Annotated in this window: 27 protein-coding genes; 18 read left to right on the top strand and 9 right to left on the bottom strand. The window is 65.2% G+C overall.

Annotated features, from left to right (window positions below):
* The 3 genes from ACED67_RS15645 to gltB are packed head-to-tail and all read left to right on the top strand — an operon-like array spanning position 1 to position 5,937.
* Positions 1-696: a hypothetical protein gene (locus ACED67_RS15645; protein WP_395542645.1), complete on the top strand. Its 696-nt coding sequence runs from the start codon at positions 1-3 to the stop codon at positions 694-696.
* On the top strand, positions 693-1,412 hold the full coding sequence (locus tag ACED67_RS15640; RefSeq protein WP_395542644.1) for a hypothetical protein: 720 nt from the start codon (positions 693-695) through the stop codon (positions 1,410-1,412). Before ACED67_RS15645 ends, ACED67_RS15640 begins: the two co-directional genes overlap by 4 nt.
* Positions 1,399-5,937: a glutamate synthase large subunit gene (gene gltB / locus ACED67_RS15635; RefSeq protein ID WP_395542643.1), complete on the top strand. Its 4,539-nt coding sequence runs from the start codon at positions 1,399-1,401 to the stop codon at positions 5,935-5,937. The genes ACED67_RS15640 and gltB overlap by 14 nt, the downstream gene beginning before the upstream one ends.
* Before the next feature lie 37 nt (positions 5,938-5,974).
* Here gltB and ACED67_RS15630 read toward each other — a convergent pair whose 3' ends face one another.
* The gene (locus ACED67_RS15630) at positions 5,975-6,400 is read right to left on the bottom strand and encodes a hypothetical protein (RefSeq protein ID WP_395542642.1); all 426 of its coding nucleotides are present in this window, start codon (positions 6,398-6,400) and stop codon (positions 5,975-5,977) included.
* 136 nt (positions 6,401-6,536) lie between these two features.
* On the opposite strand from ACED67_RS15630, the gene mtgA reads away from it, so the two are divergent.
* From mtgA to ACED67_RS15610, 4 genes are all read left to right on the top strand, one after another.
* Entirely contained in the window at positions 6,537-7,268 is a 732-nt protein-coding gene (gene mtgA / locus ACED67_RS15625; RefSeq protein ID WP_395542641.1) for a monofunctional biosynthetic peptidoglycan transglycosylase, read from the top strand.
* A 69-nt stretch (positions 7,269-7,337) separates the two neighbouring features.
* Entirely contained in the window at positions 7,338-8,003 is a 666-nt protein-coding gene (gene fzlA / locus ACED67_RS15620; RefSeq protein ID WP_395542640.1) for an FtsZ-binding protein FzlA, read from the top strand.
* A gap of 52 nt (positions 8,004-8,055) precedes the next feature.
* Positions 8,056-9,114 carry a tRNA epoxyqueuosine(34) reductase QueG gene (queG, locus tag ACED67_RS15615; RefSeq protein ID WP_395542639.1) on the top strand — a complete coding sequence of 353 codons (1,059 nt, stop codon included), beginning with the start codon at positions 8,056-8,058 and terminating at the stop codon, positions 9,112-9,114.
* 31 nt (positions 9,115-9,145) lie between these two features.
* Positions 9,146-9,313: a hypothetical protein gene (locus ACED67_RS15610; RefSeq protein WP_395542638.1), complete on the top strand. Its 168-nt coding sequence runs from the start codon at positions 9,146-9,148 to the stop codon at positions 9,311-9,313.
* Positions 9,314-9,399: 86 nt separating this feature from the next.
* Here ACED67_RS15610 and ACED67_RS15605 read toward each other — a convergent pair whose 3' ends face one another.
* A complete protein-coding gene (locus ACED67_RS15605; RefSeq protein WP_395542637.1) occupies positions 9,400-9,831 on the bottom strand; it encodes a MarR family winged helix-turn-helix transcriptional regulator in 432 nt (143 codons plus the stop codon).
* A 119-nt stretch (positions 9,832-9,950) separates the two neighbouring features.
* Between ACED67_RS15605 and ACED67_RS15600 the strand changes: the two genes are divergently transcribed.
* The 9 genes from ACED67_RS15600 (at position 9,951) to ACED67_RS15560 (ending at position 16,392) form a co-directional block, all read left to right on the top strand.
* A complete protein-coding gene (locus ACED67_RS15600; protein WP_395542636.1) occupies positions 9,951-10,379 on the top strand; it encodes an organic hydroperoxide resistance protein in 429 nt (142 codons plus the stop codon).
* Between the two features lie 119 nt (positions 10,380-10,498).
* Positions 10,499-11,497 carry a dimethylarginine dimethylaminohydrolase family protein gene (locus ACED67_RS15595; protein ID WP_395542635.1) on the top strand — a complete coding sequence of 333 codons (999 nt, stop codon included), beginning with the start codon at positions 10,499-10,501 and terminating at the stop codon, positions 11,495-11,497.
* Positions 11,498-11,617: 120 nt separating this feature from the next.
* Positions 11,618-12,232, top strand: coding sequence for a ribonuclease D (locus tag ACED67_RS15590; protein ID WP_395542634.1), 615 nt, complete (start codon positions 11,618-11,620; stop codon positions 12,230-12,232).
* Positions 12,213-13,181 (top strand): KpsF/GutQ family sugar-phosphate isomerase, encoded by a 969-nt coding sequence (locus ACED67_RS15585; RefSeq protein ID WP_395542633.1) that lies wholly within the window; start codon positions 12,213-12,215, stop codon positions 13,179-13,181. Before ACED67_RS15590 ends, ACED67_RS15585 begins: the two co-directional genes overlap by 20 nt.
* A gap of 4 nt (positions 13,182-13,185) precedes the next feature.
* Positions 13,186-13,815: an LPS export ABC transporter periplasmic protein LptC gene (gene lptC, locus ACED67_RS15580; protein WP_395542632.1), complete on the top strand. Its 630-nt coding sequence runs from the start codon at positions 13,186-13,188 to the stop codon at positions 13,813-13,815.
* A 14-nt stretch (positions 13,816-13,829) separates the two neighbouring features.
* Entirely contained in the window at positions 13,830-14,315 is a 486-nt protein-coding gene (lptA, locus tag ACED67_RS15575; RefSeq protein WP_395542631.1) for a lipopolysaccharide transport periplasmic protein LptA, read from the top strand.
* The gene (lptB, locus tag ACED67_RS15570) at positions 14,315-15,085 is read left to right on the top strand and encodes an LPS export ABC transporter ATP-binding protein (protein ID WP_395542630.1); all 771 of its coding nucleotides are present in this window, start codon (positions 14,315-14,317) and stop codon (positions 15,083-15,085) included. The genes lptA and lptB overlap by 1 nt, the downstream gene beginning before the upstream one ends.
* Before the next feature lie 224 nt (positions 15,086-15,309).
* A complete protein-coding gene (hpf, locus tag ACED67_RS15565) occupies positions 15,310-15,885 on the top strand; it encodes a ribosome hibernation-promoting factor, HPF/YfiA family (protein WP_395542629.1) in 576 nt (191 codons plus the stop codon).
* A 42-nt stretch (positions 15,886-15,927) separates the two neighbouring features.
* The gene (locus ACED67_RS15560; RefSeq protein WP_395542628.1) at positions 15,928-16,392 is read left to right on the top strand and encodes a PTS sugar transporter subunit IIA; all 465 of its coding nucleotides are present in this window, start codon (positions 15,928-15,930) and stop codon (positions 16,390-16,392) included.
* Positions 16,393-16,474: 82 nt separating this feature from the next.
* On the opposite strand, the gene ACED67_RS15555 is transcribed toward ACED67_RS15560, so the two are convergent.
* The 7 genes from ACED67_RS15555 to cysQ all read right to left on the bottom strand — a co-directional run bounded on the left by ACED67_RS15555 (position 16,475) and on the right by cysQ (position 24,506).
* The gene (locus ACED67_RS15555; RefSeq protein ID WP_395542627.1) at positions 16,475-17,878 is read right to left on the bottom strand and encodes a nodulation protein NodH; all 1,404 of its coding nucleotides are present in this window, start codon (positions 17,876-17,878) and stop codon (positions 16,475-16,477) included.
* A 4-nt stretch (positions 17,879-17,882) separates the two neighbouring features.
* Positions 17,883-19,580 carry a DUF5927 domain-containing protein gene (locus tag ACED67_RS15550; protein ID WP_395542626.1) on the bottom strand — a complete coding sequence of 566 codons (1,698 nt, stop codon included), beginning with the start codon at positions 19,578-19,580 and terminating at the stop codon, positions 17,883-17,885.
* Positions 19,577-20,587 carry a glycosyltransferase family 2 protein gene (locus tag ACED67_RS15545; protein ID WP_395542625.1) on the bottom strand — a complete coding sequence of 337 codons (1,011 nt, stop codon included), beginning with the start codon at positions 20,585-20,587 and terminating at the stop codon, positions 19,577-19,579. The genes ACED67_RS15550 and ACED67_RS15545 overlap by 4 nt, the downstream gene beginning before the upstream one ends.
* A 181-nt stretch (positions 20,588-20,768) precedes the next feature.
* Entirely contained in the window at positions 20,769-21,854 is a 1,086-nt protein-coding gene (locus ACED67_RS15540; RefSeq protein ID WP_395542624.1) for a glycosyltransferase family 2 protein, read from the bottom strand.
* A 4-nt stretch (positions 21,855-21,858) separates the two neighbouring features.
* Positions 21,859-22,755: a UTP--glucose-1-phosphate uridylyltransferase GalU gene (galU, locus tag ACED67_RS15535; protein ID WP_395542623.1), complete on the bottom strand. Its 897-nt coding sequence runs from the start codon at positions 22,753-22,755 to the stop codon at positions 21,859-21,861.
* Positions 22,756-22,920: 165 nt separating this feature from the next.
* On the bottom strand, positions 22,921-23,718 hold the full coding sequence (locus ACED67_RS15530; protein WP_395542622.1) for a 3-deoxy-manno-octulosonate cytidylyltransferase: 798 nt from the start codon (positions 23,716-23,718) through the stop codon (positions 22,921-22,923).
* A complete protein-coding gene (gene cysQ, locus ACED67_RS15525) occupies positions 23,715-24,506 on the bottom strand; it encodes a 3'(2'),5'-bisphosphate nucleotidase CysQ (RefSeq protein ID WP_395542621.1) in 792 nt (263 codons plus the stop codon). The genes ACED67_RS15530 and cysQ overlap by 4 nt, the downstream gene beginning before the upstream one ends.
* Positions 24,507-24,639: 133 nt before the next feature.
* On the opposite strand from cysQ, the gene ACED67_RS15520 reads away from it, so the two are divergent.
* Both ACED67_RS15520 and ACED67_RS15515 read left to right on the top strand, forming a co-directional pair.
* On the top strand, positions 24,640-25,464 hold the full coding sequence (locus ACED67_RS15520; RefSeq protein ID WP_395542620.1) for an ABC transporter permease: 825 nt from the start codon (positions 24,640-24,642) through the stop codon (positions 25,462-25,464).
* Positions 25,461-26,099, top strand: a complete 639-nt coding sequence (locus ACED67_RS15515) for a COG3650 family protein (protein WP_395542619.1) — start codon at positions 25,461-25,463, stop codon at positions 26,097-26,099. Before ACED67_RS15520 ends, ACED67_RS15515 begins: the two co-directional genes overlap by 4 nt.
* Positions 26,100-26,138 lie beyond the last annotated feature (39 nt).

The raw sequence follows: 26,138 nt of genomic DNA, 5'->3' as shown, positions 1-26,138 counted from the left end.
ATGCAGAAGTTTGCCATCCTTGCCTGTCTGACTGTCGCAGCTTCGCCGTTGGCGGCCGAGACTTCGCGCCAACGGCCCGAGTCCTGCGTGCTTATTGCCACGTCGCAGGATGATCATTGCGCAGTGACAAACCATTTTCGCTGCGACGGCGCGGGCCCGATCGCCTTTTGGCAGGAAATCACCCTGGCAAATGGTGCGATCGAGACACATGCGAACGACGCGAATCATGGCGCCATAGAGATTGTCATGCCCGGCGGCTCTCACATCAGGTCCAAAAGCAGTGGTGGCTCGCCTGCAGAGGCTGTGCAGACAGGAAAGTCTCGTGTGACCGAGCGCGCCACGCTGACCGGAGATGGTGCGAGCCAATCGGCGAGCATCGTTATTGAATATACTTTTGACGGTGAGACCCGCGAGCTTGCCGGCAAGACGTTCAAGCGCCTCAGGTATGAGGCCGATCTGGATTATCCGCAGTCGGGCAGCAAGCTTCATACGTCGGGAACGCTACTGTTCAATGAGCAGCTTGACCTGCTGATCAGTGAGACAGAGGTTTCGGACGGACAAGGCGGACCCGGTCGTCGCATCAAGCTGAAAACCTTGGCGCTGGAGGGCAGGAAAGGCTTTGGATCGACCAAGCCGAAATATGGCTGCCAATCCCTGAGCCTGAACGAATCTTTCCCGCCGGAGGTCCGCGCATGAAACGCCTTGTCCTTCTGCTGGCCCTTCTTCCCGCCCCTGCCCTTGCCGGCACCTGGACTGCGCCCGAGGGCTGCGAGATCAATATGACCGTGCAGTCCAAGGGGTGCCGGGTGTCGAACCACTACACCTGCAAGGCCGACCCGCCGGGCGACCAGTGGCGGGCGGATTTCGATCAGGAAGGCGTCTATTTCTATTCGCGCATCAACCGCGAGGCGGAATGGGTGGAAAGCTTCGACGTCAACCCGACGGTGCGCCAGACCCTGGACCCCGGAGCGGAAGACCCGGCCTCGTTCAGCGAGCTGTTGTCGGCGGGGATCGACACCTATGTCTTCAGCCTGACCCGCGAGGATGGCACCCATTCCAATGTCTCGGGTTATGACCGGCTGACCGGACGAACCGTCACCATCGACGGCGTGGCGCTGGAAGAGACCGAGTTCGAATATACCGAGACCGACGACAGCGGCTACGTCGTACGGCGCGCCCATGGCCATGAATATATCAGCCGCGAGCGCCGCAATTTCTTTGCCGGGCCGGGCGAGACCGATCTGGGCGATGGCCAATGGCTGCCCATCGACGGCAGCCCGGTGGACTTTGCCTTTCCCGGCGACAAGGGCTTTGGGGCCACCCAGCCGATCTATGACTGCGACGCCATCATGTCGATGGCGCCGGTGCAGACTTCCCCTGACCTGATGGAGGCCAACCATGACCAGCTTTGATGACGCCTGGGTCCGCGCGGAAGAGGCCAAGCGCGCCTATATGAACGAGCATTCGCTGTATCGCGACGAGGATGAGCATTCCTCTTGCGGGGTGGGTCTGGTCGTCTCGATCTCGGGCAAGCCCAGCCGCAAGGTGGTGGAGAACGGCATCGCCGCGCTGAAGGCGATCTGGCACCGCGGCGCAGTGGATGCCGATGGCAAGACCGGCGACGGCGCGGGCATCCATGTGCAGATCCCGGTCAAGTTTTTCTACGATGTGGTGCGGCGCACCGGGCACGAGCCCGATGGCAACAAGCTGATCGCCGTGGGCCAGGTCTTCCTGCCGCGCACCGATTTCGGCGCGCAGGAACGCTGCCGGACCATCGTCGAGGCTGAAGTGCTGCGGATGGGCCATTACATCTATGGCTGGCGGCATGTGCCGGTCGATATCTCGGTCCTGGGCGAGAAGGCCAATGCGACGCGGCCGGAGATCGAGCAGATCCTGATCCGCTGCGAAAAGGACATCGACCACGAGCAGTTCGAGCGTGAGCTGTACATCATCCGGCGCCGGATCGAGAAGGCGGCGGTGGCGGCGGCGATCCAGGGGCTGTATCTGTGCTCGCTGTCCTGCCGGTCGATCATCTACAAGGGGATGATGCTGGCCGAGCAGGTTTCGACCTTCTATCCCGACTTGCAGGACGAAAGGTTCGAAAGCGCCTTCGCGATCTATCACCAGCGCTATTCGACCAATACCTTCCCGCAGTGGTGGCTGGCCCAGCCCTTCCGCATGCTGGCCCATAACGGCGAGATCAACACGCTGAAGGGCAATGTGAACTGGATGCGCAGCCATGAGATCCGCATGGCTTCGGGCACGTTCGGCGAGGCGGCGGAAGACATCAAGCCGATCATCCCATCGGGCGCGTCGGATTCGGGTGCGCTAGATGCGGTGTTCGAGGTTCTGGTGCGGTCGGGCCGGTCGGCGCCGATGGCCAAGACCATGCTGGTGCCCGAGGCCTGGTCGAAGCAGACGGTGAACATGCCCAAGGCCTGGGCCGACATGTATTCCTATTGCAACTCGGTCATCGAGCCCTGGGACGGGCCGGCGGCGCTGGCGATGACCGACGGGCGCTGGGTCTGCGGCGGGCTGGACCGCAACGGGCTGCGTCCGATGCGCTATGTGGTGACGGGGGATGGGCTGCTGATTGCCGGGTCGGAGGCCGGGATGGTGCCGGTCGAGGAGACCACGGTGCGCGAGAAGGGTGCGCTGGGGCCGGGGCAGATGATCGCGGTCGATATGGTTGAGGGCAAGCTGTACCACGACACCCAGATCAAGGACCGGCTGGCGAACAACCAGCCCTATGGCGACTGGATCGAGAAGATCGTCGATCTGAACGCGCTTTTGCGCGACGTGCCCGAACGCGCCGATCACACGGGCGCCGAGCTGCGCCGCCGCCAGATCGCGGCCGGCTATACGGTCGAGGAGCTGGAGCAGGTTCTGGCGCCGATGGCCGAGGACGGCAAGGAAATGGTCGCCTCGATGGGCGATGACACGCCGCCCGCGGTTCTGTCCAAGGTCTACCGCCCGCTGTCGCATTACTTCCGGCAGAATTTCAGCCAGGTGACGAACCCGCCGATCGACAGTCTGCGCGAAGGCCGGGTGATGAGCCTGAAGACGCGCTTCGGCAACCTGAAGAACGTGCTGGACGAAAACTCGGGCCAGACCGAGATCCTGGTGCTGGAAAGCCCCTTCGTCGCCAATGCCGAGTTCAAGGTTCTGGTCGACCGCTTTGGCGAACAGGTGGCGCATATCGACTGCACCTTCCCGGTCGGCCCGTCGCTGGACGATCTGCGCCAGGGTCTGGAGCGGATCCGGTCGGAAGCCGAGGATGCGGTGCGGTCGGGCGCCGGGCAATTGGTGCTGACGGATGAGCATCAGGGGCCGGAAAAGGTTGGGATGCCGATGATCCTGGCGACCAGCGCGGTGCATAGCTGGCTGACGCGCAAGGGGCTGCGGACCTTCTGTTCGATCAACGTGCGCTCGGCGGAATGCATCGACCCGCATTATTTCGCGGTGCTGATCGGCTGCGGCGCGACCACGGTGAACCCCTATCTGGCACAGGATTCCATCGCCGACCGCATCGGACGCGGGCTGATCGAGGGCAGCCTGACCGATGCGATGCGGCGCTATCGCGATGCGATTGACGCGGGCCTGCTGAAGATCATGTCGAAGATGGGGATCTCGGTGATCTCCTCCTATCGCGGCGGCCTGAACTTTGAAGCGGTGGGCCTGTCGCGCGCCATGGTGGCCGAATATTTCCCGGGGATGCACAGCCGCATCTCGGGCATCGGCCTGCACGGAATCGAGCACAAGGTCGAAGAGATCCACGCCAAGGGCTGGCGCGGCGGAAGCGACGTGCTGCCCATCGGCGGCTTCTACAAGGCGCGGCGCACGGGCGAGAAGCATGCCTGGGAAGCCCAGACCATGCATATGCTGCAGGCCGCCTGCGACAAGGCGAGCTATGATCTGTGGAAGCAGTACAGCGCTGCGATGCGGGCCAATCCGCCGATCCATCTGCGCGACCTTCTGGACATCAAGGCTCTGGGCAAGCCGGTGCCGATCGAGGAAGTCGAATCGATCACCAGCATCCGCAAGCGGTTCGTGACGCCGGGCATGTCGCTGGGCGCGCTGTCGCCCGAGGCGCACAAGACGCTGAACGTCGCCATGAACCGGATCGGGGCCAAGTCCGACTCGGGAGAGGGCGGCGAGGACCCGGCGCATTTCCTGCCCGAGGCGAACGGCGACAACCCGTCGGCCAAGATCAAGCAGGTCGCCTCGGGCCGCTTCGGCGTGACGGCGGAATATCTGAACGCCTGCGAGGAACTGGAAATCAAGGTCGCGCAGGGTGCCAAGCCCGGCGAGGGCGGGCAATTGCCCGGCATGAAGGTGACCGAGCTGATCGCGCGGCTGCGCCATTCGACCAAGGGGGTGACGCTGATCTCGCCTCCGCCGCACCATGACATCTACTCGATCGAAGACCTGGCGCAGCTGATCTATGACCTGAAGCAGATCAACCCGCGCGCCAAGGTGACGGTCAAGCTGGTGTCTTCCTCGGGTGTCGGCACGATTGCGGCGGGCGTGGCCAAGGCCAAGGCGGATGTCATCCTTGTCTCGGGCCACAATGGCGGCACCGGGGCCAGCCCGGCGACCAGCATCAAATATGCCGGCCTGCCCTGGGAAATGGGCCTGACCGAAGCGCATCAGGTTCTGGCGATGAACAACCTGCGCGAGCGGGTGACGCTGCGCACCGATGGCGGGCTGCGCACGGGGCGCGACATCGTGATGGCGGCCATGATGGGGGCCGAAGAATACGGCATCGGCACCGCCGCGCTGATCGCGATGGGCTGTATCATGGTGCGCCAGTGCCAGTCGAACACCTGCCCGGTGGGCGTCTGCACCCAGGACCAGAAGCTGCGCGACAAGTTCACCGGCAGCGCCGACAAGGTGGTGAACCTGATCACCTTCTACGCGCAGGAAGTGCGGGAAATCCTGGCCCAGATCGGCGCGCGGTCGATGGACGAGATCATCGGCCGGGCCGACCTGCTGACCCAGGTGTCGCGCGGCCATGCCGATCTGGACGATCTGGACCTCAACCCCCTGCTGATCAGCGTCGATGGCACGCATCGCATCACCTATGACCGCTCGAAGCCGCGCAATGCGGTGCCGGACACGCTGGACGCGGAAATCATCCGCGACGGCAGCCGCTTCTTCGAGGATGGCGAGAAGATGCAGCTGTCCTACGCGGTGCGGAACACGCTGCGCACCATCGGGACGCGGGCGTCGAGCCATATCGTGAAGAAATTCGGCATGCGTAACGGCTTGCAGCCTGACCATCTGACGGTGAAGCTGACCGGGTCCTGCGGTCAGTCGCTGGGGGCCTTTGCCGTCAACGGGCTGAAGATCGAGGTCATGGGCGATGCCAATGACTATGTCGGCAAGGGCCTGTCGGGCGGTATGATCACTGTGCGGCCGCAAATGGCCTCGCCGCTGGTGGCGGCCGAGAACACGATCATCGGTAATACGGTGCTTTATGGCGCGACGGATGGCTATCTTTTTGCCAGCGGGCGAGCGGGCGAGCGGTTCGCGGTGCGCAACTCGGGCGCCAAGGTGGTGGTCGAGGGCTGCGGCTCGAACGGCTGCGAATACATGACCGGCGGTGTGGCGGTGATTCTGGGCCGGATCGGCGCCAACTTTGGCGCCGGGATGACCGGGGGCATGGCCTATCTGTACGATCCGGCGGGCACGGCCGAGGATTTCATGAATCTTGAAAGCCTTGTCACCTGCGCCGTGTCGCATCCGCATTGGGAGGCGCAGCTCAAGGGCCTGATCGAGCGGCATCTGGCGGAGACCGGATCGAAAGTCGCGGCGCGGATCCTGACCGACTGGACGGAAGAGCGGGCGAATTTCCTGCAAGTCTGCCCGAAGGAGATGCTGCCGCATCTGGCGCATCCCCTGTCGGACGAGCCGGTGAAAGTGCCGGCGGAATAGGAAAAAGGGCCCCTTGCAGGGGCCCTTTGCTTTTGTGTTAGGGCGCGGGCACGACCGGCGGCGCCTCGGGGGAAGCGCCGTCGGCGGGCGGCGGCGGCGCATCCATGCCGGGCCCGCGCTTGTCCTGGCCTTCTCCGCGTTCAGCCTTGCCTTTCCCGCCCCAGTCGCCGCGGTCGTGGTTGCCGCCGTGCTTGCCGTGGAACTTGCCCCTTTCGCCCATCTCGACCGGCGGGGTGGCCGCGACCTTGTCGATCACGCCTTGCGCGGCGGTCAGGCAGGCGGCGATCTCGGTGGTGCCGCAATCGATGCGGACCGACCGCCCGGCACCGAAATCGACCTTGAACCCGGCTTCGGGCTGTTTCGCCGCAGGCGGCGCGGCCGGGACCTCCTGCGCGATCAGCGGCAGGGCGGTCAGGGTGAAGGCCGCAATCACGGCAGCGGGCAGGATCAGGGTCTTGGCCATCTCGACAGGCTCCTCTTCTTTTGTGTCGCATTGGGTGAACGGGCGGGCGCGGCTTTTCCGCCGCCCCGGCCCGGTCACGGCTGCGTGTGGGCGGCAGCGGTCTTGACCGCAGGGCGGCCATCGGGCCTATGGGCACATGGCCGGAACCGCCGAGAGAAAGACCCGCAGCCGCAAGGCGAAACCCGCGCCGCGCCGTGCGCCGCTGCGGCGGGTGCTGCGCTGGGTCGGGCGTGGGATTGCCGGGCTGGCAGCGCTGTTTCTGGCGCTGATCCTGATCTTCGCCGTGGTGCCACCGCCGATCAACCTGTACCAAATTTCCGAATCCTGGCGCCTGGGCGGGATCGAGAAGGACTGGGTGAGCTGGGACGAGATCGCCCCGGTGATGGCGCGGTCGGCCGTGGCGGCGGAAGATGCGAATTTCTGCGAGCACTGGGGCTTCGACATGAAGGCGATCCGGCTGGCCATCGAAGAGGGCAGCACGCGCGGCGCCTCGACCATCAGCCAGCAGGTGGCGAAGAACGTGTTCCTCTGGCAGGGGCGCAGCTGGCCGCGCAAGGCGATGGAGGCCATGCTGACGCCCGCGATCGAACTGGTCTGGTCAAAGCGGCGGATCCTGGTGGTCTATCTGAATGTCGCGGAATTCGACGAGGGCGTGTTCGGCGTGCAGGCGGCGGCGCAGCATTACTTTGGCGTCGATGCGCGCGCGCTTTCGCCGACCCAGGCGGCCCGGCTGGCGGCGGTGCTGCCCGATCCGAAGGGGCGCGATGCGGCCAACCCCTCGGCATTCGTGAAGAAGCGCGCCCGCCAGATCATGGCCGGCGCCGAGACCATCGCCGCTGACGGTCGATCCGCCTGTTTCGAAGGCTAGGCGCGGGCAGGGATTGCACGCGCGCGTGGCAAGCGGCTAGGAAGGGGGCAAGCACAAGGTCCCCTGCACATGAACCGTCTCTACCATGTTCCCCTGTCTCCGTTCTGCCGCAAGGTGCGCCTGACTTTGGCCGAGAAACGGATCGAGGTGGAGCTGGTCGAGGAACGCTATTGGGATCCGAGCCCGGATTTCCTGCGCCGCAACCCGGCGGGCAAGGTGCCGGTGCTGCGGATGGAGGGGCGCGTCCTGAGCGAGAGCCAGGCGATCTGCGAATATCTGGAAGAGACGGTGCCAAGCCCGGCCCTGATGCCGCGCGATGCCGACAGCCGCTATGAGGTGCGCCGCCTCTGCGCCTGGTTCGATGACAAATTCCACAACGAAGTGACCTCGAAGCTTCTGTATGAGCGGGTGAACAAGAAAGTCACCGGGGCGGGCTACCCGGATTCGAAGAATGTGAAATACGGGGCGAGCCGGATCAAATATCACCTCGACTATCTGGCCTGGCTGCTGGACCAGCGGCGCTGGCTGGCGGGGAATGACATGACGCTGGCCGATTTCACCGCCGCGGCGCATCTGTCGAGCCTGGACTATATCTCGGACGTGGACTGGAACCGCCATGCTGTGGTCAAGGACTGGTATGCCAAGATCAAGTCGCGGCCGAGTTTCCGCACGCTTCTGGCCGACCAGGTGCCGGGCTTCCTGCCGCCGGCGCATTATGCCGATCTGGATTTCTAGCTGAAACCGCCGGGGGCGCCGTCCCCCGGACCCCCGGAGTATCTTCGCCAAGATGAAGGAGGCCTTGCACGCGCAGGCTTTGGCCGAGGGGTTTTCGGCCATGGGGGTGTGCCGCCCCGATGCCGTGCCCCAAGCGGCGGGGCGGTTGCGCGCGTTTCTTGACGCCGGGCGGCACGGGCAGATGGGCTGGATGGCCGAACGGGTGGAATGGCGCGGCGCGGCTTCGGCGCTGTGGCCTGCGGCGCGGTCGGTCGTGATGCTGGCCGAGGCCTATACGCCCGAGGGCGACCCGATGGCGGGCCTGGCGCAGAAGGACCGGGGAGTGGTCAGCTGCTATGCCCAGGGCAAGGATTACCATGATCTGGTCAAGAAGCGGCTGAAGCGGCTGGCGCGATGGCTGGTGGCGCAGGCGCCGGGGGCAGAGGTCAAGGTCTTTGTCGATACCGCGCCGGTGATGGAGAAACCGCTGGCGCAAGCGGCGGGGCTGGGCTGGCAGGGCAAGCACACCAATCTTCTGGGGCGCGATCTGGGAAGCTGGGTCTTTCTGGGGGCGATCTTCACCACACTGGATCTGGAGCCGGATGCGGCAGAGGTTTCACATTGCGGGTCCTGCACCGCCTGTCTGGACATCTGCCCGACACGGGCCTTTCCGGCGCCCTATCAGCTGGATGCGCGGCGCTGCATTTCCTATCTGACGATCGAGCATGCCGGGCCGGTGGACCCTGATCTGCGGGTGCTGATGGGCAACCGGATTTATGGCTGCGACGATTGCCTGGCCGTCTGTCCCTGGAACAAATTCGCCGTGGCGGCGCGCGAGATCGGCTATCAGCCGCGCGTCGGGCTGCCAGAGCTGGCAGAGTTGGCGGGGCTGGACGATGGCGGGTTCCGGGCGCGGTTTTCGGGATCGCCGATCAAGCGGATCGGGCGCGGGCGCTTCGTGCGCAATGTCCTGTACGCGATCGGCAATTCGGGCCTTGCCGCGCTGGCGCCGGTGGCGGCGGGATTGCGGGGCGATGACGACCCGGTCGTGGCCGAGGCCGCAGTCTGGGCGTTGGGCCGGATTTCGCAGCTGCAGGACCGGGGGGTGGGGCCGGGGGCCGATCCGTGCTAGCCTGATGCTCCGCAAGCGAAGGAGGACAGCCATGACCAAGCATCTGGCGGACAAGCGCAAGAGCTCGACCGGGGGGCGGGTGAAGCATTTCCTGCGCCTCGCGCGTGAGAGCCGCGAGACCTGGCATCGCAGCGAAGCCAAGGCGGGATCGAGCCGGTTGGCCCAGTTCCTGCGCATCGCCCGCGGGCGTGAGGCCTGAGGGCGATGACCGCGGCTTGTCCCATGGCGGGACAGGTCACGGCCTGAGGAATATCAAAGGCTTGCCTGAGTCGTTTTAACGGATCTTTAAGACTTGGCCGGTTTCAGCCGGTCGCGCAGATCGGCCAGAACCTCGCGCAGATCGGTGATCGAGGCGAGGTCGAGTCCGGTCTTTTCGGCAAAGGCGCGTGGCACGCCTGCCGCCCGGTCGGCAAGGGCGCGGCCCGCATCCGTCAGCGCGATGCGGACCTGACGTTCATCGACCTCGTCGCGTTTGCGGGTCAGCCAGCCCTGCTGCTCCATCCGTTTCAGCAAGGGCGTGAGCGTGTTCGATTCCAGCCGCAGCGCCGCACCGATTTCGCCCACCGTCTGACCGTCCTGAGCTGCAAGCGCAGAAAGCGCGAGATATTGCGGATAGGTCAGACCAAGCGGATCGAGCAAGGGCGCATAGGCCGCATGCATGGCATGGGCGGCGGAATGCAGCGCGAAACAGAGCATGTCGGGCGGGGCGAGGGTCATCGGTGAAATATAAATCGCGCACGATTGGAACGCAAGCGATGCATCCGGGGTTGACAGGGCGTATGATTCTAGATCAGTAGTATCGTGCGCGATTTAATCGTAAACGATAGGAGACTGACATGTCGGTGGATGCGAAATACTGGACCGAGGCCAAGGCAACCGGCGGCGGGCGCAATGGCACCTCGGGGCTGGTCAATGGCCAGCTGACCGTGACCATGGCCAGCCCGAAGGAACTGGGCGGGTCGGGCCTGGGCCACAACCCCGAAGAGCTGTTCGCGACGGGCTATGCGGCCTGCTATCTGGGGGCGATGCGCTTTGCCGCCCAAAGCGAGAAGCTGGGCACCGTGCCCGACACCGCGACGGTCAATGCCCATGTCGGCATCGGCCCGCGTTCGGATGGCGGTTTCGGGCTGAAGGTGAAGCTGGTGGTCAGCCTGCCCGGGCTGGACAAGGCGGTGGCGGAAAAGATCGTGGAACGCGGCCACTTCATCTGCCCCTATTCCAACGCGACCAAGGGCAATATCGAGGTCGTGACCGAACTGGCCTGAGACCGGGCAGTCGGGAGAAGGCGGGGGCGCGGCAGGTGCTGTGCCCCGGTCTCCTGCCGCACTTGCGCCTTGCGCGCCGCTGACGGAAGGTGGCGTCAGGCCGCAATCCCGAGGGCAGCATGACCAACCCGCATTGGATTTACACGCAGACGATCAAGACCTTTGCCGCCGGTGCCGAGCCCCCCTTCGAGGATGAGGGCGAGCTGACGGCAAGCTGGGGCCGGGTCTGGGGCATCGACAATGATGTGGGCCGCATCCGCGATATTCTGATGCACCGGCCAGGGCCGGAAATGGCGGTGGTCGATCCGGCCAAGCGCCTGCCCGAGATCGGCTCCTATGGCGATCCGGCGGTGGGCTGGTATTTCCAGTCGGACACACCGCCCGATCTTCCGCTGATGCAGGCCCAGCATGACGGCTATGTCGCGGCGCTGCGGGCCGAGGGGGTGAATGTCCATTTCATGGAGGGCGAGGCGGGGAACCGGCTGAAGCAGGTCTATACCCGCGATCCGTTCATCATGGTGAAGGGCGGCGCCATCGTCTGCCGGATGGGCGCGCGCATCCGGCGCGGCGAAGAGCTGGCGGTGACGCGGACGCTGGCAAATCTGGGCATCCCGATCCTGCGCACGATCAACGGTACCGGGATCATGGAAGGCGGCAGCTTTGCCTGGCTGAACGAGAAGACCTGCGCCATCGGCGTGGGGGTGCGGGTGAACCGCGAGGGCGCCGAGCAGGTGGGCGAGGTCCTGGCCCGGCAGGGGGTGGAGCTGTTGATCGTCGAGCTGACCGGCTATGACATCCATCTGGATGTGAGCTTCCTGATGATCGACCGCGACCTGGCTTTGCTGAACCCGATGGGCCTGCCCTATTGCTTCCTCGAGGAGCTGGGCCGCAGGGGCATCCGCTATATCGAGACCGACCCCGGCGATGATCCCTGGATCGTCAATTCCATCGCGCTGGCGCCGGGCAAGGTGCTGATGCCGGAAGGGGCGACCAACCGCACGCTCGACCGGCTGGCGGCGGCGGGGGTAAGCTGGGTGACGGTGCCCTATGCGGCGGTGCACAAGAATGGCGGCGGACTGCATTGCAGCACCACGCCGCTGCGGCGGGACAGCCTGTAGGGCGGACCGCGCGCGCGCCCTTGCTGCCAGGGGCTGCCGTTCGGCCGCCCCGCAGTTGACCGCATCGGGCCATGGGGCTAAGCCCGTCGCGAACCTCAATCGCGATGTAAGGGCAGCGCCTTGGCCATCTTCCTGCACCAGAACGACCTGCCCGACGGGCTGGATCTTGGCCCCGTTGTCGCCATCGACACCGAGACCATGGGCCTTGACCCGCGCCGCGACCGGCTGTGCGTGGTGCAGCTTTCGGCGGGCGATGGCAATGCCCATCTGGTGCAGATCGCCCGGGGCCAGAGCACCGCGCCGAATCTGGAGCGGCTTCTGGCCGATCCTGCGGTGCTGAAACTGTTCCATTTCGGGCGGTTCGACATCGCGGTGATGAAACGTGCCTTCGGCGTGACCACTGCGCCGGTCTGGTGCACCAAGATCGCCTCGAAGCTGATCCGCACCTTCACCGACCGGCACGGGCTGAAATATCTTCTGGCCGATCTGGTGGGGGTGGATGTGTCCAAGCAGCAGCAGACCAGCGACTGGGGCGCGGAAACGCTGAGCGAGGCACAGAAGGACTATGCCGCTTCGGATGTGCTGTATCTGCATGCGCTGAAGGCGGCGCTGGAAGAACGGCTTCTGCGCGAGGACCGGCTGGAGCTGGCCCAGCGCCTGTTCGCCTTCCTGCCGACCCGCGCCGAAATGGACCTCATGGGCTGGGATGACGCGCATGACATTTACACCCATTAAGGGCTTTGACCCGCTTGCCGTCGCCCGCCGCGTGATCCTGCGCGAAGCCGAGGCGCTGGGCATTCTGGCCGGTGCGGTGGGGCCGGGCTTCACCGAGGCCTTCGAGCTGATCCTGAAATGCCAGGGCCGGGTGATCGTGTCGGGCATGGGCAAATCGGGCCATATCGCGCGCAAGGTGGCGGCGACGCTGGCCTCGACCGGAACGCCCGCGCAATTCGTCCACCCCGCCGAGGCGAGCCATGGCGATCTGGGCATGATCACCCAGTCGGATGTGCTTCTGGTGCTGTCGAACTCGGGCGAGACGCCGGAACTGGCCGATGTGGTGGCGCATTCGCGGCGCTTCGGCATTCCGCTGATCGGGGTGGCAAGCCGCGCCGACAGCACGCTTCTGCGCGAGGCGGATATCGCCATCGTCCTGCCCGAAGCGCCCGAGGCCTGCGAGCAGGGGATCGTGCCCACCACCTCGACCACGATGACGCTGGCGCTGGGCGATGCGCTGGCCATCGCGCTGATGGAGCATCGCGCCTTCACCCCCGACCATTTCCGCATTTTCCACCCCGGCGGCAAGCTGGGCGCGCGGCTGTTGCGGGTGCATGACCTGATGCATGGCGAGGTGCCACTGGTCACGGAAACGACGCCGATGGGCGAGACGCTGATCACGATGTCGCGCGCGGGGTTCGGCGTGGTTGGCGTGACCGATGCGAAGGGCCATCTTCGCGGCATCGTCACCGACGGGGATCTGCGCCGCCATATGGACGGGTTGCTGACGCTGACGGCGGGACATGTGATGACGCGCAATCCGCGCACCATCGCCCCCGATGCTCTGGCGGTCGAGGCGCTGGCCCTGATGAATGAAAAGAAGATCACCTGTCTGATCGTCAGCGCCGATGGCGCCCAGGCCAGCGGCATCCTGCATATCCACGATTGCCTGCGCGCGGGCGTGGCCTGAGCGCGTGCCCCGGTCTGACCGCCATACGCGCGTCGTGGGCTGGCTCAAGGTCGGGCTGCCGCTGACGGCGCTGGTGCTTCTGTCGACCCTGTTCCTGCTGTCGGACCGGATCGACCCGGATGCCGCCATTCCCTATGCCGAGGTCGATGTCGAGGATCTGGCCCGGGACCCGCGGATGACCGCGCCCGCCTATGCTGGCACGACTGAGGACGGCACCGCGATCACCGTCCGCGCCGAACAGGCCCGGCCCGCCACCGACAACCGCACCGCCGCCGCCCTGGGCGTGACGGCCAGGATGGACATGCCCGATGGCAGCGCGACCGAGATCGCGGCGGCCGATGCCGAGATCGACGATGCCAACGGCGAGATGCGGCTGTCGGGCGGGGTGACGCTGAAGGCCTCGTCCGGCTATACTTTGGCGACCGAGGCGCTGGTCGCAAACCTGGACCGTTCCGGCGCCACCAGCGAGAACCCGGTGCAGGCCGAAGGCCCGGCGGGCCAGCTGACGGCGACGGGGTTTCGGCTGACCCGGCAGGAGCCGGACGCGGCGGGAGGCAGGGATTCCTATCTTCTGGTTTTCACCGGCCGCGTTAAGCTGGTATATCAACCCGGCGGCACAGCGCCCGCCCCTTGAAACAAGCAGATTGCATGTCGCGCAGATTGGCCCCTTTCCTTCTTGCCACCCTTCTGGCCTTCCCCGCCCTGGCGCAGCCGGCCAAGGTCGATTTCGGCGGGCTGAAGCAGGACACGAGCCTGCCGGTCAATGTCGAGGCTGACAGTTTCACGGTGAACAATGCCGATGGAACCGCGGTCTTCACCGGCAATGTCGCCGTGGCCCAGGGCGAGATGAAAATGTCCGCCGCCGAGGTGCGCGTCGAATATGGCGCCAATGGCAAGGGCATCTCGAAGCTTCACGCCACGGGTGGGGTGACACTGTCGAACGCGCAGGAAGCCGCCGAGGCGCAGGAAGCCGTCTACACGATCGACAGCGGCACGGTGGTGATGACCGGGAATGTCCTTTTGACCCAGGGCGCCAGCACGCTGGCCGGGCAGAAGCTGACGGTCCAGCTGAAGGATGGCACGGGCGTGATGGAGGGGCGCGTCTCGACGACCTTCGTGCCGGGGGGCAACTGATGTCGGCGCAAACCGCACGACCGGAACTGACGCTGACTTCGGGCGGGCAAGGTCTGTCGATCCGCAACCTGCGCAAGAGCTACAAGAAGCGCCCGGTCATCCGCGAAGTCTCGATGGATCTGCGCCGGGGCGAGGTGGTGGCGCTTCTGGGTCCGAACGGATCCGGCAAGACGACCTGTTTCTACACCATCGCCGGGCTGGTGACGCCGGAAGGCGGCCAGGTGCTGATCGACGGCAAGGATGTGACCGCGCTGCCGATGTATCGCCGCGCCCGGCTGGGCATCGGCTATCTGCCACAGGAAGTCTCGATCTTTCGCGGCCTCTCGGTCGAGGACAATATCCTGGCCGTGCTGGAGATCACCCATGACGACCGGCACAAGCGGCGCGAGCGGCTGGAAGAGCTGCTGAGCGAGTTCTCGATCACCCATCTGCGCCAGACCCCGGCGCTGGCCCTTTCAGGCGGCGAGCGGCGGCGGGTGGAAATCGCGCGCTGCCTGGCCGCCGATCCGAAATATCTGCTGCTGGACGAACCCTTTGCCGGGGTCGATCCGATCGCGGTCGCGGAAATCCGCCACCTCGTCTCGGATCTGAGAAGCCGCGGCATCGGCGTGTTGATCACCGATCACAACGTCCGCGAGACGCTGGAGATCGTCGATCGGGCCTATATCCTGCACGATGGCAAGGTCTTGATGAGCGGAACGACCGACGAGGTCGTGCGCGACGAGATGGTGCGCCGGGTCTACCTGGGCGAGAATTTCCGCATCATCTGAAACGTCATCGCGATTCTGTTGACAGCACGGGGGTGCTGTCACCAAATGATGGTAATGACAGCGATTATCGCCCCCCGCACCGTGACCGCCGCGGCCCATCCGGCGCCCCGCCTGCCCGCCGTCTTGCCTGCCGTCACGCTGTGCCCCTGTCCCCGATAGTTGGAAAGCCCGGATGGCATGGCCTTGAGTCACGTCCTGAAAGGCGAGCATGAAGAGGAGAGACCATGCGCTACCAGATCAGCGGCAAACAGATCGACATCGGCGAGGCGCTGCAAACGCATGTGAAAGCCGAAATGGGCGAAGTGGTCGAGAAATACGCCCAGCGGCCGACCGAGTGCATCGTCGTGTTTTCCAAGGTCGGTCATGAATTTGTCTGCGAGGCAGTGATTCACCTGTCTACCGGGCTGAATGCCCAGGCCAAAGGTGCGGCAAACGAGATCTATGCGGCTTTCGAAGCCGCGCGCGAGCGGCTGGACAAGCAGCTTCGGCGCTACAAACGCCGGATCCGCAGCCATCACAGCGATCGCAAGGGGCCGGTTGAATTCGACGGCGCAGCCCAGTATATCCTCGCCGGATCAGATGAGGCAGATGAGGCCGAGCCGGACACGCTCGCCCCCGTCGTCATCGCAGAGATGGAGACGAAGATCCCTTCGATCACGGTCGGTGAGGCCGTGATGCAGATGGAACTGGCCGGGCACCGGATGCTCGTGTTCCGCAACGAGGGGCATGGGGGCGTGAACGTGGTGTACCGTCGCGACGACGGCAACATCGGGTGGATCGACCCGCGCAACAGCAGATAGGCCGGCGCCAGGCGCGCGGGCACGACAGGACAGACCGGACGCATGGACCTTTCCAGCCTACTCCTTCCCGCCGCCGTTCGCGTGGTCGGCCAGTTCACCTCGAAGAAGCGTCTGTTCCAGGAGCTGGGCGAGATCGCCCAGCAGACCTACGGGCTGCAATCGGCCAGTGCGGTGGACGGGCTTCAGGAACGCGAGACATTGGGACCGACCGGCGTGGGGCATGGCATTGCCCTGCCCCATGCGCGGATCGAGGATCTGTCGCGGATCGCGGGCCTGTTCATCCGTCTGGAAAAGCCGCTGGATTATGACAGCGTCGACCGCCAGCCGGTCGATCTGGTCTTTGCGCTGCTGGCGCCCAAGGATTCGGGCGTCGATCACCTCAAGGCGCTGGCGCTGGTCAGCCGCACGATGCGCGACCCTTCGGTGGTGACCAAGCTGCGGTCCAATACCGACCCGGCCAAGCTGCACGCGATCCTGACCGAATCGAAGGCGCCGCAGGCGGCTTGAGGCGGCCTGTCCCACTGTGGGAAAAGATGGAATGCAAGCGCGCCCAGCGGCTTGCAAGCCCGGTTCACCCATTCCTGACGGATCAAACCCGCCAGCGGCCAAAACCGAAGGCCATATAGTCGCGCGCCCAGGCCTCGGCGGCGGCCTCTTCCAGCGCTGGGTCCCAGATCGCAGCAAGCGCGTTTTCCGCCGCATGGTCGGCGGTGACCGGAGGGACCTGACCCAGACCGAGCTCGGCGGCGAGATGGGCGAGGCCGGTGGCCATCTGATCCTCGCGCAGCACATGGTCGGGGCCCTGGAAACCCGCGAAGCCCTGCAGGACGGCGCTTTGGCTGGCCCAATGCGGATCGACCCTCTGTCCAGCCTGGCCGGCCACAGACAGTCTGGCGAAGCGCAGGAAGGCGGCAAAGCCCTCGCGGTGCTGGGCGAGATCAAGGAAGGGCTGGCCGGGCGGGGGCAGGTCGGCCTTCTGGCTGCGGATCAGACTGTGGCGCTGATCGGCCAGCCGGCCCGAAACGATCATGGTCAGGAAGGCCTGATGGGCGCGCAAGAGCGGATGGCGCAGCACGGTAAAACTGCGATGGCCGGGATTTGCGCGTTTCCACTGGCGCAGGGTTTTCTGCACGAAATCGCCCCGCAGCCCGCCCCGGCCCAGCCGCAGCATCCAGGCCTTGACCTGCGCCTCAGGCCCGGCGCGCAGCGGCATATACAGAAGCCCCGCCTCTTCCAGCGCCACGAATGAAGGGATCGCAGGCGGGCGGCGCGGTTCGAAATTCGGCGTGCGCGACAGGTTGAACCGGTCCAGCCGCGACAGCGCCTGTTCCATCTGGTCGAGATTGGCGACCTTGTCGGCGATGTCTTCGGGGTTTTGCTTTTTCAGCGTCTCGTCCGGCGCCTGAAGCCGCCCCGCTAGGCCCAGCCAGGCGGCAAGGCCATTCAGCACGGCGAGATCCTGAATGTCGTCATAGTCGATGTAGAAGGCGGTCTGGCCGGTGATCTGCAAGGCGTGCAGAATCTGGATCTGAAAGGCCTGTGCCGCGTTCAGATGGGCCTCGAATTCCGCGCCGTCAAAGCGGGCCTGCGCGGATTTCAGGTTCTTCGCATTGGTCAGCTTCCACTGGCCGGTGGCCTGGGCGATCTTGAGGCTCACATAGCTGTCAACCGGATTGCGGGTGAGCACGATCTTGGCGCAGGCCGGATCATCCAGCAGGGCCGGGAGGATGCGCGGGTCGTGGTCGTGGAAATAGCGGAACCCAGCCAGGCCCGGCGTCTGGTCGCGCAGGCGGCGCAACAGCAGATGCGGGTCCTGTTCGCGCAGCGCCATATCGACGCCGAACATCTCGGCCTGGTCTTTCTTGCCGATGAAATGCGGATTGAAGACCTCGCCCAGACAGGCGACGCCGGGCAGCGCGTTGAGATTGGCCTCAAGGTAATTCGAGCCGGTGCGCATCCCGGCCAGAAGCACGAAAGACGTGAACCCTGCCACGGGCCTATTGCACCAGATAGGGCCGCGACCGGCGGCTGCCTGCGATGGGCAGGTCCGGCCCGGCGGGGAAATCGCCCATCAGCACGGGCTGCATGCCCTGATTGCGCAGGTTTTGCAGGAATTGGCCAAAGCCGGTCAGATCGGCCAGGCGCGGCACTTCGGTCAGGCGGCGCAATGAGCGGGGGCTGATCTCATCGACGATGGTCTGCAAGGGTTCCATCGGGCTTTCGACGAATTCGGCCAGATTCCAGACCCGGACACGCGCCTTGACCCAGCTTGCCCGCAGGATCTGAAGGAAATCGGATTCGATCTTTTGCAGCCTTGCGGCCTCGGCCCGGATCTCACCGAAATTGCGGTTGGACTGGAACAGCGGAATGGCGAAGGCGCCGCTGATGATCGAGATCTGGGCATTGGGGTCGCCCGCGATGAACTCGACCAGTTTCTGGTTGTCGCCGGGGCCGAACTGAAAGCATTGGCGTTCGCCGCGGGTGTTCCAGATCAGGTTGGTCAGGAAGCTGCGCGGGTTGTAATCGCGCATCGCGGCGCTGTCGGACAGGGCGCCGTTATAGACATCGGCCCCGCCCGCGAAATGCACCCGGTCGGGCGCGAACAGATGGCCATGGACCCGGGTGCCCGCAACCTTGGTGAGCCAGGTGTCAAAATTCTCGAACAGTTCGGCAAAGCCTTCGAAGACCGAATAGGGTGCGGCGGTGCGGCCCTGTTCCCAATCGCGGTTCGGGAAGCGTGACTGCATGTAAAGGCCGGCGCGGCCCGCGGTGCGGCGTTCGATCGCCTTGGCGAAAAGCCGGTCGATCTTGCCGGGGTTCGGTTCGGCCCGCGGCTGGCTGGCGGCATCGGGGGAAAGGAAGGCGGCATAAAGCTTGTCGGCGCGCGGCCAGATCTTGCGGGCGACGAAACAGTCGGATCGGCGCAGAAGCTGAAGGTGGTCGTCGTAGAAGACGTGCGGCTTGCCCTGATAGTCGAACTTGGACAGCGTCAGGGAACGGCTTTCCACATTGGTCGAGACCATGCGGACCAGCGACTGGAAATAGCTTTCGTCGGGGATCCAGACCTTGCGGAAGAAACGGTCCTGCTCGGCCCGGTCGGGGCCGTCCAGGATGGCGGTCAGGGTCTGGCGGGTCAGGCACCACCATTGGCTGCCAAGGTGCGGCACGAGACCGCTGGGCAGCTTGCGGCGCACGCCAAGGCGGCGTTGCAGGGCGACATAGCTGTCGAACAACCCGCGATGCTTGCGCCAGGAGAAGGGGAAGCGCAGCGTGAAGCGTTCGGTGTTCAGACCGCCGATCGTCCAGCCGACATCGGAGGTGGTGACGCTTTCGATGAAATCGGTGCGCGGCCGGGCATCAAGATAATCGCGCAATTCCTCGACCGGGCGCAGGGGAAGGCAGGAGCCGGAAGCCAGGAAGACATGGCGGACCTGGGCAAAATCGCGCAGAAGAAGCTGGGCGGCTTCCTGGGTGGCCGCGACGATGCCCCAGGTGCCCCATTCACAGGCATGGCGCGGCGAGAAACGGATATTGTCGAGATCGGCCAGGTCCTTGCGCAGCTGGTCGACCTGCGCGCCGGGGGTGCGCTTGTCGACATGGATCACCACCGGGCAATCGCGCGTGGCCCAATAGCGCGCGATCTGGGCGGCGCGGTCCAGCGCGGTGTGGCAGAGCATGACAAACCCGAGGCTCATGCCCAGTTCCCCTTGGACATCAGCCCCAGAATCTCAAGCTGGCGCCAGTTGATGTATTTCTCGCTCCATTTGCACCAGAAATCGGGCTGGTCGCGCAGCCCGTCGAGATAGGCCTTGTATTCGCGGCTTTCGGCATAGTGCTGGCCGCGGGCCATTTCCTCGGAGGCCTTGGCGGCGAATGTGTCAAGGAACTTGGCGTGCAACAGACAGCCCGAGGCCTTCTCGCCCCCCCATTCGTCGAAGACGAGGTTCAGCCCGCGCGGCAGAAGCATATGGGTCGAGCTGACATAGGCGTAGGAGCGGTGCCAGCGGATCAGCGGCACCTTGTTCAGCGCGGGCGCGGCCTTGGGCCGGTCGGGGAAAAAGGCGCGGGTGCGCGGCCCGCCCTGGATCCAGAGATTGCCATAGGCCCAGTTGCGGCTGATGGCGTAATTGCCGCTGTCGAACCATTGCGCGATTTCAAACGGATTCTGGCCCTCGCGATAGGGCTGATCCTCGGCCGGGCCCTTGGGATACATATCCAGAAGCATGGCCGAGAAGGCGCGGATCTGGCTGGCATCCAGCCAGTCGGTCAGGGCGCGCAGGGGGCGGGTTTCGCAAAAGGGGTAGATCAGGAATTCATCGACATCGACCACCACGCACCAATGGCCATGGCCATAGCGGCGCAGCAGCGCCATGACCCAGTCCATGCCGAAGCGGCTGCGCTTGTAGCTGGCCTGGGTGGACCAGACCGAGACATCGGGCTGCTGGGCCAGATATTCGGCGCTGCCATCGGTGCTGCCATTGTCGACGAGGAGGAAGTGTTCCACCCCGAGGTCGCGGTAATATTTCAGGAAATAGGGCAGGCGGACGCGTTCGTTGCGCAGCGTGGCGAAGAGCAGGATCGGTTCGCTGCCGATGGCGGCGGTGCGGTTCGACAGCGCGTGCAGTTCACGTCGGCGCCAGAGCGCACGGGCGAGAAGCCGTTTGCGGCGCCACCGCAGCCTGTATGACTCGATCACACCCAACGCGACCACCCGCCCTGACGGAATTGCGGGTGGGATGCCATGTCTTCAGGGCCCGAAGAACCGCCGCGCCCTGCCCCATCGACCGCCATTGACACCCGGTCCCGCTATTGTTGCCCAGAATCTAGAGGCTTACCCGAGAGAAGTAAACAATCTGCACCAGTTTCATCGGGAATTGCGGCTTTTACACCCAACCGCCGCGCGACATCAGGCCCAGCGCCTCGAGCTGCCGCCAGCCGGTATATTCGCGCGAGGCGGCGCAATGCAGGTTCGGATCGGCGATCAGCCCGTCGTAATAGCTGCCGAAGCGGGCGGGATCGGCGAAATGCTGGCGGCGCTCTTTCTCTTCTTCCGACTTCGCGACCACTTCGGGCAGGAATTTGGTGTGAAGCAGAATGCCTGAAGTCCGCTCTCCGCCCGTCTCGTCGAAGACGGCGTTCAGGCGTGGCGGCAGGGCGGAATGGGTGGAGTTCAGATAGGCATAGCGCCAGTGCCATTTGACCAGCGGGATCTTGTTCAGCGTCGGCGCGCGGCGTGGATCGTCGGCAAAGAAGACGCGGGCGCGGGGGCCGCCCTGGATCCAGAGATTGCGCATCCGGGGCTGGACCTGAAGGCCGTAATTGCCGCTGTCGAACCAGCGCAACTGGCGCAGCGGATCGTCGCCCGGCCGGTAATCCTTCCCCGAAAGCGCGGTGGCGGGATACATGTCCAGCATCAAGGCGCCAAAGCTTTCGGCCCCCTGCCCTTCCAGCCAGCGCACCAGCGCGGGCAGCGGACGGGTTTCCCAATAGGGATAGACCAGAAGCTCGTCCGCATCGAGCGTCAGGCACCAGTGACGGCGCCCGTAGCGCAGCAGCAGCCAGTTCTGCCAGTCAAGGCCAAAGCGGCTGGCGCGATAGCTGGCCGGGGTGGACCAGAGCGAGACATCGGGCTGGTCGCGCAGAAGATCGGCGCTGCCATCGGTGCTGGCATTGTCGATGACGAGGAAGTGGTCGACGCCAAGCCGGCGGTGATGCGACAGGAAATGCGGCAGGCGTTGCGCCTCGTTCCGCAGGGTCAGGACACAGAGGATGTCGCCCTTGCGGATGGCGCCCGTGCGCAGAGCGACAGGGCGCAGCTCGCGCCGCTTGCGCAGCGCCCGGGCCAGCAGGGACTGGCGCTTGAGGCGCAGGCGGAGATCCTGCCAGAGACGTGACAGGCTGCGGTCGGGAGCAGGCAGGGCGAGGATCGGAAAGGCCTGCGGCCCTTCCGATGTACGGGCCCTGCCCATGCCCTTATTGCGCCGCCTTGAGCTGGGCCATCATGTCGTTGAGATAGACCGAAAATTCGTCGCGCAGGTCGGGGCGCGACAGGCCGAAGGCGACGGTGGCCTGAAGGAAGCCCGCCTTGGACCCGCAATCATAGCGCAGGCCGCGGAAGCGGAAGCCATAGACGCCGGTCTTGGAGTCAACCTCTTCGGCGATGGCATCGGTCAGCTGGATCTCGCCGCCTGCGCCCTGCTTCATGCGGTTGAGGTTGTTCAGAACCTCGGGCGTCAGGATGTAGCGGCCGATCACGGCCAGGTTCGAGGGCGCGTCCTCGGCCTTGGGCTTTTCGACCATGCCTTTGGCCTTGACGATGCCGCCCATATCTTCGGCGATATCCAGGACACCATAGGCCGAAGCCTTGGCGGGGGGTACTTCCATCGCGGCAACCATGCAGCCGCCGGTCTGGGCATAGGCTTCGACCATCTGCTGGAGGCAGGGCTTTTCGGCGGCGATCACGTCATCGGGCAGCAGGACGGCGAAGGGCTCGTCGCCGATCAGGCGGCGGGCGCACCAGACGGCATGGCCCAGGCCCAGCGCACGCGTCTGACGCACATAGGCGATGGCGCCGGAATCCATGTTGGTGTCCTTGAGGATCTCAAGAAGATCGGTCTTGCCCTTCTTCTTCAACTCGGCCTCAAGCTCGGGCGCGGTGTCGAAATAATCTTCCAGCGCTGACTTGCCGCGGGCGGTGACGAAGATGAATTCCTTGATCCCGGCGGCGCGCGCCTCGTCGATGGCGTATTGGATCAGGGGGCGGTCCACCAGGGTCATGATCTCTTTCGGGACCGACTTGGTGGCGGGAAGGAAACGCGTGCCGAGGCCCGCAACAGGGAACACGGCCTTGGTGACTTTCTTGATTTTCATGCTCTGGCTCTTGGGTTGTGCCGGCTGCGGCAAAGCTACCGCTTGATAGACTACATTCCAATGTAAAGTGTCGGATCTTTGGCATATATGGGAAATTCCGCCGACGGTGGGGGAATTTCGCATAGGGTCTACCCCTTGTGCGGATAGGGGCCCCGGGGGCCAGTTTCAGGGCAGTTGGGCAAACCCCGCGAGAATATCTTCGATGATGCTGACGTCGGAAGGGTTGTTCAGCTCCCAGAAGCGGCGGCCATTTGCCTTGACCTCGACGCAAAGCACGGGGCGGCCCTGTTCAAGGAAACGGAGCTGTTCCAGCCCCTCCAGCCCTTCCAGCGGACCGCTGGGCCAGCTCGGATAGGCCGCGAGGGCCGCGGGGCGATAGGCGTAGACGCCGACATGGTGGAAGACCGGCGTGTCTTCATCGGCGCCATAGGCGCGGGCGGTGAAGGGAATCACCTCTTTCGAGAAGTAGAGCGCCCGCATCCCCGCACCGAAGACGGCGGTGGTGCCGCCAACACGACCGGCGCGGCGGTCGGCCAGAAGGCTGGCAAGGGCGGCACCGTCGCAGCGCAGGACGGGCGTGGCGATCCAGGCCTCGGGATCGGCGGCAAGGCCCGCGACCAGATTCTCGACGAACCAGGGCGGCGTCAGCGGGGCGTCGCCCTGAAGGTTGACGACGATGTCATAGCCGGGCAGCGCGGCGGCAACCTCGGCGCAGCGTTCGGTTCCGTTGGCGGCATCGGAAGAGGTCATCACCACTTCGGCGCCGAAGCCCGCGGCATGATCGGCGATGCGGGTATCGTCGGTCGCCACCACGACGCGGTCGATGCCGCGCGCCTGGCATGCGGCTTCCCAGCTTCGGCGGATCAGGGTCTTGTCGCCATCGGGGCCGCGCAGGGTGACGAGCGGCTTGCCCGGGTAGCGGGTCGAGGCATAGCGGGCCGGGATGGCGACGAGCGTCTTCACTTGAGCAGCACCCCGGGGGCATAGGCGATGAAGAAGGGGTTGTCCCAGCCCGACTTGCCATAGGAAAGCGGCTTGTGGTCGTCGAAGCGCACCACCTGCCCGCCCGCACCGCGCAGGACGGCGTCGCCAGCGGCGGTGTCCCATTCCATCGTGCGGCCAAGGCGGGGGTAAAGATCGGCCTCGCCCGTGGCGACAAGACAGAATTTCAGGCTGGAGCCTGCGGATTTCATATCGGCCACGGCGTAGCGGGCGATGTAGTCATCGGTCGCCTGGTCGCGGTGCGACTTGGATGCCACGACCATCAGGGCGCGGTTGTCGGGGGTGGAGACGCCGATGGGTTTCAGCGGGCCGGGGGCCGCCTTGTCAAGCGCGCCGGTCTCCTCGACCGCCGAGCCATCGGCCAGGGTGTAGAAGAGGCGGCCCTGAGCGGGCGCATAGACGACGCCGCGCAGGGGCACGCCATCCTGGACATAGGCGATGTTCACGGTGAAATCGCCGCGGCGCTGAACGAATTCCTTCGTGCCATCAAGGGGATCGACGATCAGGAAGGTGGCCGCCGAAAGCGCGTGGCTGTCGGCCTGTTCCTCGGTGATCAGCACCACATCGGGAAACTCCGCGCGCAGGCCGGCCGAGATCAGGGCATCGGCGGCTTCGTCCGCCTCGGTCACGGGGCTGGAATCGCCCTTGGCCTTCACCTCGAAATCGGGACCGTTATAGACCTCCATGATCCGGTCGCCAGCTTCGAGCGCCAGGCGGCGCAGGACGGGGATGAGGCGGTCGAAATCCATCGGTCTCTCCTTCTTTCTTGCGGCCCGGCGCGGCTGTTGCTTTTGGCGCGCCTTGGCCCTTATCCTCTGCGCGCAAGGGAACGGCAAGATTTCCCGATGATGATCGCGGGGATAGAGGCGGGCGGAGGGCCGGATGTTCCGGGCAGAGACGGCACGACCCACGAGGTTGCGGACGGGGTTCGAGCTTCTCGAACTGATCTACCATGTCACGGTGCGCAACCTGCGCAAGTCGCATGGCAATGCCGTCTACGGCATGGTTATGAATGTCGTCCAGTCGGCGCTTGTCCTGGTCATCTTTGTGGTGATGTTCCAAATCCTTGGGCTGAAGCGCATCGCCATTCGCGGCGATTTCATCCTGTATGTGATGTCGGGCGTCTTCATGTTCCTGACCCATACCAAGGCGCTGGGCGCCGTCTCGGGGGCAGATGCCCCGGCCTCGCCGATGATGATGCATGCGCCGATGAATCCGATCGTCGCCGTTTCGGCGGCGGCGCTGGCCTCGCTGTATCAGCAGACCTTTTCGGCGGCGGTGATCATCCTGTTTTACCACACGCTGATCGCGCCGCTGACCTTTCACGATCCGGTCGGCATGGTGGGAATGTTCGTGCTGTCGTGGTTTTCCGGCGCGGCGATCGGGTTGATCTTCTATGCCGCCAAGCCATGGCAACCCGAGGTGGTGGGCATCCTGGCGACGATCTATGCAAGGGCAAACATGATCGCCAGCGGCAAGATGGTGGTGGCCAATATGGCCTCGCCCAAGCTGCGCAGCTGGTTCGAATGGAACCCGTTGTTCCACACGATCGACCAGGGCCGGGGCTATACGTTCCTGAACTATCACCCGCGCTACACATCGATCGACTACCCGGTCTATTGCGCGCTGGCCTGTATCATGATCGGGCTGATGGGGCAGTTCTTCACCTCGCGCTACGCCTCGCTCAGCTGGGGGAAACGGCATTGAAATCAACGTCTTTGTTCCGGCCGGGCGCGGGGTTTCTTCTGGGGCTGGCCCTGGCCGGCGGTGCGGCGGCACCGCTGCGCGCCGGCACGCTGCCTGCGGCCTTCATGGTGAAGGGCGTGGATGGAAACGACCTCTTGAACATCCGGGCCGAGCCGAGCGCGGGGGCGACGGTGCTGGGCACGATCGGGCCGCAGGCGCTGAATGTGGAAGTGCTCGAGATCTCGCCGGACGGGAAGTGGGGCAAGGTGGCGGCGGGCGGCGAGGGCAATGGCTGGGTGTCGCTGGCCTATCTGGAGCGCCAGCCGGTGCTGGATCCGGCGCTGGTGCCGCGGCCGATGACCTGCCTGGGGACGGAGCCTTTCTGGTCGCTGGGCCTGTTCGAGCAGGGGGCGGAATGGACGACGCCCGACACGCCGCGCACGGATCTGGGCGAAGTGACCGAGGCGGTGGCAATGCAGGGTTTCCATGTTCGCGCCGAAGCAGGACCGGAGCGGGTGTTCAACCTGACGATCAGCCGGGAATGGTGCACGGACGGGATGTCTGACCGGCAATTCGGCTTTGCCGCGAAGCTGTTCATCGAAAGTCCGGATGGCAATGCGCTTCTGTCGGGCTGCTGCACGCTGGACCATCGGTGAGAGGTGGCGGGGTGCACCCGGCCCGGTGCCGCCACACCC

The sequence above is a fragment of the Neotabrizicola paludis genome (assembly GCF_044142105.1).
Lineage (GTDB): Bacteria > Pseudomonadota > Alphaproteobacteria > Rhodobacterales > Rhodobacteraceae > Pseudogemmobacter.
The sequence above is the reverse complement of the archived record's forward strand: the minus strand, read 5'-3'. Positions and strand labels throughout refer to the sequence as shown.